Here is a 7,884-nt window from a genome sequence, read left to right on the forward strand (position 1 = left end):
GGCGGCAAGGTATTTGCCTACGTCGGCGCTGCCCCTCATCCGCCTGCCGGCACCTTCTCCCCGTATAGAGACGGGGAGAAGGGACTTGTCGCGACCCTCGGCGCGCCTTTTCTGCAGTGGTGGCGATTGGCGAAGGTTTCAGTGCAGCTTCTTTCTCCCCGTCACTATACGGGGAGAAATGCCCGGCAGGGCAATGAGGGGCAGCGCGGCGCTGGCGGATAGCCTCTTACGCCAACCAGTCCGCCAGCTTTGCCTTGCGCACGTCCCTCAGCAGGCCGATGAAACCGTCGGCCTGATGTTCGGCGGTGAGCCGGCCTTTTTCGGCGGTGGCAATGCTGGCGTCGCCGACCACGCCATTCGGGTTGAGGTCGCTGGCGATCCAGGCGAAGGCGTGCGTTCCGGTGTGGCGCAGCAGCGAAAATTCCTTTTCGGCGCGCGCGACCTTGGACACGAAATTGTCGGCCTTGCCCATGTCGACGAGGTCGGGCCGGAAATGCAGCATCAGCGAGGTCTCGACGTCGCCGCCATGGATGCCGTGACGGTCTTCGAGGTCGGTGTACATGCCGGCCGGCCGGCCAAAGCGCTGCCAGCTGGTCTTTACCGCCAGCATCTTTGCCCGCACGCGCAATTCGCGGGTGACGATGCCCATGATCTCTTCATTGCCGCCATGCGAGTTGACGATGACCAGTTTTCGGATGCCGGCGCGCGCGACCGACAGGCCGAGTTCGGTCCACGCCTCCACCAGGGTCGTTGCCGGCAAAGTGAGGGTGCCGGGCGCATGCAAATGCTCGTTCGACTTGCCCACCGCCTGCACCGGCAGGATGCGGATGTCGAGATCGCTCGGCAGGCGGGCGATCACCGTTTCCAGCATGCCGTTCATGATCGAAGTGTCGGTCGAGACCGGCAGATGCGGGCCGTGTTGCTCAATCGCCGCCACCGGGAGGATGGCGATCGTCGCCTCCGGATCGACGGTCGCGTATTCGGTTGTCCGGTAGTCGCCCCACCATACGCGTTTTTTTGTTCCGGCCATTTTGAACCTCGAGGAGACTGAATGCGCGCTTGATGAGGGGCAGCGCCAACCTTGTCGTGTAACTGGAGATCATCTGCCTGTCGATTCCGACCCTGTTGATCATCCCGCCGCGATGACCTCGATCTCGACCTTGAATTCCGGCCGGGCAAAACCGGACACGATCATAAGCGTCGAGGCGGGCGCAGGGCTGGCGAACAGCCGGTCGCGAACCTCCATATAGGGACGCAGGAAGGCGCGGTCGGTGACGTAGGCGTTGATGCGGACAATGTCGGACAGGCCGAGCCCGGCCTCGCCGAGGATCGCCGCTATGTTCTGGAAGCAGAGCTCGGCCTGTGCGCCGGCCTCTTCCGGGATCTGGTCGTCCGCTGTGATCGCGACCTGGCCCGAACACAGAACCAGCCGCTTTCCGGGGGGCAGCTCGACGCCATGGCTGTAGCGGGCGAAGGGCGGCTTGATCGACTTCGGCGTGAGAAATTTGAACATGGCAATCTCCGTTGACGGCAGCCTAAAGCGGGATCGATGCGGGCATCAAGATGGCGGTGCATGTCACGAGGGCGATTGTGGACAGGCGATCAAAAAATAGGCACGATGCCTTTCGTACAGCATGACCCGTCCGGCCTTCGCGCCTCCATTGCACAGGCGGGCACTGCACAAGCGGGCGGTCCCGACGCAACGCGCCGGTGGCATGTGTCTTGCTTCTTGAAACAATGGTGTCGAGCCCGGCGCGTGATGCGCCGGAGCGAACAAAGGGTGGTGTGGATGTACGGAAGACTCAAGATTTCGGCGGGCGTGATCGTGCTGCTTGGCGCAGGCACGCTTGCCGCGGCAGCGAACGAAAAAGTCACCTTCGGCACCAACTGGCTGGCCGAGCCGGAACATGGCGGTTACTACCAGGCCGTGGTGGATGGCACCTATGCCGCCTGCGGCATCGACGTGACGATCATGCAGGGCGGCCCACAGGTCAGCGGCCGGCCGCTGCTGCTCGCAGGTAAGATCGATTTCTACATGGGCGGCAATCTGCTGTCGGCCTTCGATGCCGTGCAGCAAGGCATACCGATGCGCGTCGTGGCTGCGGACTTCCAGAAGGACCCGCAGGTCATCATGTCCCATCCCGGGCAAGGGCTGGATAAATGGGAAGACCTGAAGAACGCCGACCAGTACATCCTCGGCGACGAAGGTGCGCAGACCTTCTTCCAGTGGATGGTCACCGACCTCGGCTTCGATGCCGCCAAGCGCGTCCCCTACACCTTCAACCCGGCGCCGTTCATCGCCAACAAGAAGTCGATCCAGCAGGGTTACGTCACCTCGGAGCCATTCGCCGTCCAGAAGCAGGGCGGTTTCACGCCGAACCAGTTTCTGCTGGCCGACTATGGCTGGGACACATATGCGACGACGGTCGAGACCATGCAGGAGACGATCGACAAGCGTCCCGAGGTGGTCCAGTGCTTCGTCGATGGCTCGGCCAAGGGCTGGTACAATTATCTCTATGGTGACAACAAGGCCGCCAACGAGATGATCAAAAAGGAAAATCCGGACATGACGGATGAGCAGATCGCCTTCTCGATCGAGCAGCTGAAGAAGTTCGGCGTGGTCGATTCCGGCGACAGCGAAAAGCTCGGCATCGGCGCCATGAGCGACGCGCGCATCCAGAGTTTTTACGACAAGATGGTGAAGGCCAAGGTCGCGCCGGCGGGCGTCGACATCAAGAAGGCCTACACGCTGGCCTTCGTCAACAAGAGCGTCGGGCTCGACCTGAAGAAGTAGGCCGTGAAGCTGGAGAAAGTGGCGCAACAGCCAGGAAGCGTATCGGGGCAGACGCTGTTGGCGCTGCGTGGCGTCGGCAAGGTGTTTTCCAACGGCGTCACCGCGCTCAGCAATGTCGAGCTGACGATCCGGGAAGGCGATTTCCTCAGCCTGCTCGGGCCGTCGGGCTGCGGCAAATCGACGGCGCTGCGGCTGATCGCCGGCCTGTCGACGCCGACCTCGGGTGTGCTCGACTGGCGCGGCAGCGGCGGCCTCGATCGTTCGACTATCGGCGACCGTTCGAATATCGGCTTCGTCTTCCAGGAGCCGACGCTGCTGCCCTGGGCCGATGTCTTCGACAATGTCTGGCTGCCGCTGCGGCTGAAGGGCGTGTCGCGGGCCAAGGCGACGCCGGCGGTGATGGAGATGCTGGCGCGGGTTCACCTGACCGGCTTCGAGAATGCGGTGCCGCGCGAACTGTCGGGCGGCATGAAGATGCGCGTCTCGATCGCCCGCGCCATGGTAACCAAGCCGCGCATTCTGTTGATGGACGAGCCGTTCGCGGCACTCGACGAGATCACCCGCTTCAAGCTCAACAACGACCTGCTGGAGCTATGGCAGGATGAGCGCTTTACCGTCGTTTTCGTCACCCACAGCGTCTTCGAAAGCGTATTCCTCTCCAACCGCGTCGTCGTCATGGCGGCGCGGCCGGGCCGGGTGTTTGCCGAGCTTGCCGTCGATGCGCCCTATCCGCGCGACGAGGCGTTTCGCACCTCGCGCGACTATGCCGCGCTCTGCCGCCAGGCGTCCGACGTGCTGATCGGCGCCATCAACTCAACTGCCGGACCGCATCATGACGGCCATTGAAGAACCAGTCCTGGCGCTCGACCCGGAGGAGGCGCGCCGCGTCCGCCAGGAGCGCTTCGAGCGCATCGGCAGATGGCTGCTGCCGCTGGCCATCATGATCCTGGCGATCTGGCTGTGGGACCGCATCTGTGTCTGGAACGACATCCCGAAATACATCCTGCCGCGTCCCGCCGTGGTGCTGCAGACGCTGCACGACGATGCCGGGCTGCTGTTCTCCTCACTGCTGGTGACGCTCAGGATCACCTTCTTGAGCCTGCTTCTCGCCGTAGTCGGCGGTGTCGGGCTGGCGGTGCTGTTCGCGCAGTCGAAATGGGTGGAGATGTCGTTCTTTCCGTTCGCCATCGTGCTGCAGGTGACGCCGATCGTCGCGATCTTCCCGCTGATCAATATCTATGTCGACAACCAGACGACGAAGCTTTTGCTTTGCGCCTGGATCGTCGCCTTCTTCCCGATCCTCTCCAACACCACGCTCGGCCTCAATTCCGTCGACCGCAATCTGCGCGACATGTTCAAGCTCAACGGCGCGACCCGCTGGCAGCAATTGCGCTATCTGCGGCTGCCGGCGGCGATGCCTTATTTCCTCGGTGGGCTGAAGATCGCCGGCGGCCTGTCGCTGATCGGCGCGGTGGTGGCCGAGTTCGTCGCCGGCGCCACCGGCCAGTCGTCCGGCCTCGCCTCGCGCATCATCGAGGCCGGCTACCGGCTCAACGCACCAAGGCTGTTCGCGGCGCTGATCCTGATCTCGCTGACCGGCATTCTGATCTTCCTGGTGCTGTCGCTGGTATCGCATCTCATTTTGCGGCGCTGGCACGAGAGCGCGCTGAGGCAGGAGCGGTGATGGTGGGCAGCGCCAGTTTGATACCGGCTTCTGGTTCCTACCATCTCGCCAAGGTTCGGCTTCATGCCTCACTTACGCCGGGCTTTTCTGGAGCCTTCGATAGCGACGGGTTTGGGCTCGCCGATATCGTCATCACCGATGGCAAGATCTCCGGGATTACGGCGCATCGATCCAATGCACCGGCAGACGCCATCGACCTCGGCGGCCGCATCGTGCTGCCGTGCTTCGTCGATTGCCACACCCATATCGACAAGGGCCATATCTGGCCTCGAAAGCCCAACCCGGACGGCACCTTCATGGCCGCGCTGAATGCAACCGGCGCCGACCGCGCGGCGCGCTGGAGCGCCGACGACGTTGCGCGCCGCATGGATTTTTCACTGCGCTCCGCCTATGCGCATGGCACCAAGGCGCTGCGCACGCATCTCGACAGCGTTGCGCCGCAGGAAGAGATCTCCTGGCCGGTGTTCGAGACGATGCGGGAGAAATGGCGCGGCCGCATCGAGCTGCAGGCGGCCTGCCTGCTCGGCATCGAGGGCGTGCGCGACAAGAAATGGTTCGAGAGGCTGGCCAAGCGGGTGGCTGCCGCCAAGGGCGTGCTCGGCGTCGTCACCTACATGGTGCCGGATCTCGAAGAACTGCTCGACCAGGTGTTTGCGCAGGCGATCAAGCACGGCCTCGATCTCGATTTCCATGCCGACGAGACCGACGATGTCGCGGCGATCTCGCTGAAGAAGATCGCCGAAGCAGCCCTTTGGAACGGTTTTGACGGGAACATCCTTGTAGGTCATTGCTGCGCGCTGGCGCGCCAGCCCGACCTCGACGTGCTCGACACGCTGGACAAGGTCGCCAAGGCCGGCCTGGCGGTGGTGTCGCTGCCGATGTGCAATCTCTATTTGCAGGACCGGCGCGGCGACAAGACAACGCCGCGCTGGCGCGGGGTGACGCTGCTGCACGAGATGAAGGCGCGCGGCATTGCCGTCGCCGTCGCCTCCGACAATACGCGCGACCCGTTCTACGCCTATGGCGATCTCGACATGCTGGAGGTCTATCGCATCGCGACGCGCATCCTGCATCTCGACCATCCCGTCGCCGACTGGCCGCAAGCGGTGACCGCGACGCCGGCCAAGGTGATGCGGCTCGATGGTTTCGGCACGCTTGCCGTCGGAGGGGCGGCCGATTTCGTCGTCTTCAGGGGGCGAAGCTGGACGGAATTGCTGTCGCGGCCCGAATCGGATCGCATCGTGGTGCGCGACGGGCATGCGATCGAGCGCCAGCTGCCCGATTATGCCGAACTCGATGATCTGATGGTGGAATGATGGACATTGCGGCGCTCAAGCGCGACCTGGACGGCCTCAAGGTCGACGACCATCCGGCGATCGTCCAGCAGAAGAGCCGCGACTTCTACTGGTACAGCCCGGTGCTGAAGCAGCAGCTCGAGCACGTCACCGGGGACCTGATCGTGACGCCGAAAACCGAAGACGAGGTCGTGCGCATTCTCGCCGCCTGCCACCGGCATGGCGTGCCGGTAACGCCGCGCGGCAGCGGCACCGGGAACTACGGCCAAGCGATGCCCTTGTCGGGCGGTGTGGTGCTCAATCTCGCCGAGATGAAGGCGGTCAAGACGATCGCGCCGGGCCGTGTCGTCACCGGCCCCGGCGCCGTGCTCGCCGACATCGACAGAGCGACGCGGGCGCATTCCGGCCAGGAGCTTCGCATGTCGCCGTCGACCTACAACACGGCATCGATCGGCGGTTTCGTCGCCGGCGGCTCCGGCGGTATCGGTTCGATCCGCTGGGGCGGACTGCGCGACCTCGGCAACGTCATCCGGCTGAGGACCGTGACCATGGAGGCCGAGCCGCGTGTCATGGAGCTCACCGGCGAGGATGTGCTGAAGGTCATGCACGCCTACGGCACCAACGGCATCATCACCGAAGTCGAGATGCCGCTGACCGCCAGCTATGACTGGATCGACGTCATCGTCGGCTTCGACGATTTCATGGATGCGGCTGGCTTCGGCAACGATCTGGCCATCCAGGACGGCATACTGGCGAAACTGATCACGCCGATCGCAGCACCGATCCCCTACGATTATTTCAAGCGCCACCAGCGGTTTTTCCGGCGCGGCCAAAGCATCGTCGTCCTGATGATCGCACCGCATGCGATGGATGCCTTCCTCGCCTTCACGGCGCGCAGCAAGGGCGAGATCGTCTTCCGCGCCGACAAGGAGGCCGACCTCAAGGGGCTGCCGCCGGCCTATGAGCTGACCTGGAATCACACCACGCTGCGCGCCATCCGGGTCGATCCGACGATCACCTATCTGCAGACCCGCTACCCGTCGCCGGACCACCTCGGCCACGTCAAGGCGATGGTCGACCGCTTCGGCGACGAGGTGCCGGCACACCTCGAATTCATCCGCTTCGACGGCGCCATCGGCATCGCCGGACTGCCGCTGGTGCGCTTCACCACGGCGGAGCGGCTCGACGAGATCATCCGCATCCACGAGGACAATGGCTGCTGGATCTTCAACCCGCACCGCTACACGCTGGAGGAAGGCGGCATGAAGCGCACCGACGAGGTGCAGCTCGCCTTCAAGCGCGAGACCGACCCGCAAGGGCTGCTCAATCCGGGCAAGATGATCGCCTGGGAAAACCCGGACTATGATTATCGCTCCGGCAAGTCGTTCCTGTTCAAGGGGTTGGAGACGGCGGGTTGAACATCCTCGTCCTCTACGCTCATCCGGTCGAGACGAGCTTCAATGCCGGCCTGCACCGGACCATCGTCGAGCGGCTGAAGGCGGCCGGCCATGTCGTCGACGACTGCGATCTCTATGCCGAGGGTTTCGATCCCAGGCTGACGCGGCCCGAACGGCTCTCCTATCACGACGCGCGCAGTGACGGCGATCCGGCATCGGCTTATGTCGAGCGCCTGCTGCGGGCCGAGGCGCTGGTGCTGTCGTTTCCGGTGTGGAACTTCGGCTATCCGGCCATTCTGAAAGGCTTTTTCGATCGCGTCTTCCTGCCCGGCGTGTCTTTCAAGCTGATCGACGGCAAGGTGCAGCCGTCGCTGCACAACATCCGCAAGGTGGTCGCGGTCACCACCTATGGCGGCAGCCGGTTCCGCGCCATGCTGATGGGTGACCCGCCGCGCAAGCTGGTCACGCGGGTGCTGCGTGCCACCATCAAGCCCGGCGGGTCGGTTTCCTACCTCGCGCATTATTCGATGAACCTGTCGACCGACGAGACGCGGACGAGGTTCGTGGCGAAGGTCGCGGCCAGGATGGACGCGTTCTGATGCAGGAGCTGAGTTGGGAGACTTCCCTTCTCCCCTTGTGAGGCCTTTGCAGAGAAGGCGCATAGATATGCGATTTGAGAGATATATGCTTTTTTGAGCGCCGAGAGCGCTGCCT

At 63.7% G+C, this 7,884-nt stretch carries 8 protein-coding genes; 6 read left to right on the top strand and 2 right to left on the bottom strand.

What is annotated here, in order from left to right; all coding sequences use genetic code 11:
• Nucleotides 1–226: 226 nt before the first annotated feature.
• Nucleotides 227–1,030 carry a creatininase family protein gene (locus AC0L2Y_RS32040; protein ID WP_473561962.1) on the bottom strand — a complete coding sequence of 268 codons (804 nt, stop codon included), beginning with the start codon at nt 1,028–1,030 and terminating at the stop codon, nt 227–229.
• A gap of 99 nt (nt 1,031–1,129) precedes the next feature.
• Nucleotides 1,130–1,513: a RidA family protein gene (locus AC0L2Y_RS32045; protein ID WP_352640494.1), complete on the bottom strand. Its 384-nt coding sequence runs from the start codon at nt 1,511–1,513 to the stop codon at nt 1,130–1,132.
• Nucleotides 1,514–1,789: 276 nt separating this feature from the next.
• Here AC0L2Y_RS32045 and AC0L2Y_RS32050 point away from each other — a divergent pair, with 276 nt between their 5' ends.
• From AC0L2Y_RS32050 to AC0L2Y_RS32075, 6 genes are read left to right on the top strand one after another with little or no spacing between them, the layout of a single operon-like run.
• Entirely contained in the window at nt 1,790–2,794 is a 1,005-nt protein-coding gene (locus AC0L2Y_RS32050; RefSeq protein ID WP_473561964.1) for an ABC transporter substrate-binding protein, read from the top strand.
• A 3-nt stretch (nt 2,795–2,797) separates the two neighbouring features.
• On the top strand, nt 2,798–3,640 hold the full coding sequence (locus AC0L2Y_RS32055) for an ABC transporter ATP-binding protein (protein WP_473561966.1): 843 nt from the start codon (nt 2,798–2,800) through the stop codon (nt 3,638–3,640).
• Entirely contained in the window at nt 3,627–4,478 is an 852-nt protein-coding gene (locus AC0L2Y_RS32060; protein ID WP_473561967.1) for an ABC transporter permease, read from the top strand. Before AC0L2Y_RS32055 ends, AC0L2Y_RS32060 begins: the two co-directional genes overlap by 14 nt.
• 17 nt (nt 4,479–4,495) lie before the next feature.
• A complete protein-coding gene (locus AC0L2Y_RS32065; protein ID WP_473561973.1) occupies nt 4,496–5,794 on the top strand; it encodes a cytosine deaminase in 1,299 nt (432 codons plus the stop codon).
• On the top strand, nt 5,794–7,191 hold the full coding sequence (locus AC0L2Y_RS32070) for an FAD-binding oxidoreductase (protein ID WP_473561975.1): 1,398 nt from the start codon (nt 5,794–5,796) through the stop codon (nt 7,189–7,191). Before AC0L2Y_RS32065 ends, AC0L2Y_RS32070 begins: the two co-directional genes overlap by 1 nt.
• Nucleotides 7,188–7,769, top strand: a complete 582-nt coding sequence (locus tag AC0L2Y_RS32075) for an NAD(P)H-dependent oxidoreductase (protein ID WP_473561969.1) — start codon at nt 7,188–7,190, stop codon at nt 7,767–7,769. Before AC0L2Y_RS32070 ends, AC0L2Y_RS32075 begins: the two co-directional genes overlap by 4 nt.
• Nucleotides 7,770–7,884 lie beyond the last annotated feature (115 nt).

The organism is Mesorhizobium sp. WSM4830, from assembly GCF_055811495.1.

Coding starts and splice junctions, on each gene's coding strand:
- AC0L2Y_RS32040 (WP_473561962.1), bottom strand. CDS start 1,030: ATGGCCGGAACAAAAAAACGCGTATGGTGGGGCGACTACCGGACAACC.
- AC0L2Y_RS32070 (WP_473561975.1), top strand. CDS start 5,794: ATGGACATTGCGGCGCTCAAGCGCGACCTGGACGGCCTCAAGGTCGAC.
- AC0L2Y_RS32050 (WP_473561964.1), top strand. CDS start 1,790: ATGTACGGAAGACTCAAGATTTCGGCGGGCGTGATCGTGCTGCTTGGC.
- AC0L2Y_RS32045 (WP_352640494.1), bottom strand. CDS start 1,513: ATGTTCAAATTTCTCACGCCGAAGTCGATCAAGCCGCCCTTCGCCCGC.
- AC0L2Y_RS32060 (WP_473561967.1), top strand. CDS start 3,627: ATGACGGCCATTGAAGAACCAGTCCTGGCGCTCGACCCGGAGGAGGCG.